Source organism: Streptomyces sp. NRRL F-6492 (assembly GCF_001280125.1).
Lineage (GTDB): Bacteria > Actinomycetota > Actinomycetes > Streptomycetales > Streptomycetaceae > Streptomyces.
The window spans coordinates 1-781 of the sequence record NZ_LGEG01000122.1; the positions used below are offsets into that span (position 1 = coordinate 1).

Sequence of the window (781 nt, forward strand, 5' to 3'; positions counted from 1 at the left end):
CCAGGAACTCCGCATCGACCTCGCCAAAACCGCCGACCACCTCGAACAACACCTCGGCCGCCGCCCCACCCGCACCGAACTCGCCCACCACCTCCACCTCACCGAAGAAGAGATCGCCGAAGGACAACTCGCCGCCCACGGCTACGCCACCCGCTCCCTCGACACGCCGGTCGGCGACGACGACAACCCCTCCGGCGCGAAGCCCCGCCACCTGGCGACCGCCGAGCCCGCCTACGAACTGATCGAGTCCCTCACCGCGCTCCGCCCCCTGCTCGACCGGCTCGACGAACGCGACCGGCACATCATCGAACTCCGCTTCGGGGAGGAGCTCACCCAGGCCGAGATCGGCCGGCGGATCGGACTCTCGCAGATGCACGTCTCGCGGCTGCTCACCCGCATCCTCGGTGAACTCAGGGAAGGCCTCAACGACGACAGCGCGCCGGCGGACGGACCCGCGAACGGGACGGCGAGCGGGGCTACGTACGGGGCGACAGGCTGACCTCCAGCCAGACCACCTTCCCCGCCGCCCCCGAGCCCCTGGCCTCGTAGCCCCACGCCCCCGCCAGCTTGTCCAGCACCATCAGGCCGTGCCCGCCGGGCAACGCGGGCGAACGGGACGCATGCACGCGCGGCGGCTCGGGACTGGCGTCGGCGACCTCCACCCGCAGCCCCTCCCGTCCGCGCCGCAGGACGAACTCCTCCGGGCCCGAGGCGTGCAGACACGCGTTGGTGACCACCTCCGACACCAACAGCAGCACGTCCTCCACCCGCTCCTCCCCCG

Annotated in this window: 2 protein-coding genes; one reads left to right on the plus strand and one right to left on the minus strand. The window is 72.1% G+C overall.

What is annotated here, in order from left to right; genetic code table 11:
- Positions 1-499 (plus strand): sigma-70 family RNA polymerase sigma factor (locus tag ADL08_RS11695; RefSeq protein WP_159043048.1); only part of this gene is annotated, 499 nt, incomplete at its 5' end.
- Here ADL08_RS11695 and ADL08_RS11700 read toward each other — a convergent pair.
- Positions 477-781: ATP-binding protein (locus ADL08_RS11700; RefSeq protein ID WP_053669191.1), on the minus strand; the 305-nt coding region annotated here is incomplete at its 5' end. The two genes, ADL08_RS11695 and ADL08_RS11700, sit on opposite strands and share 23 nt — an antisense overlap.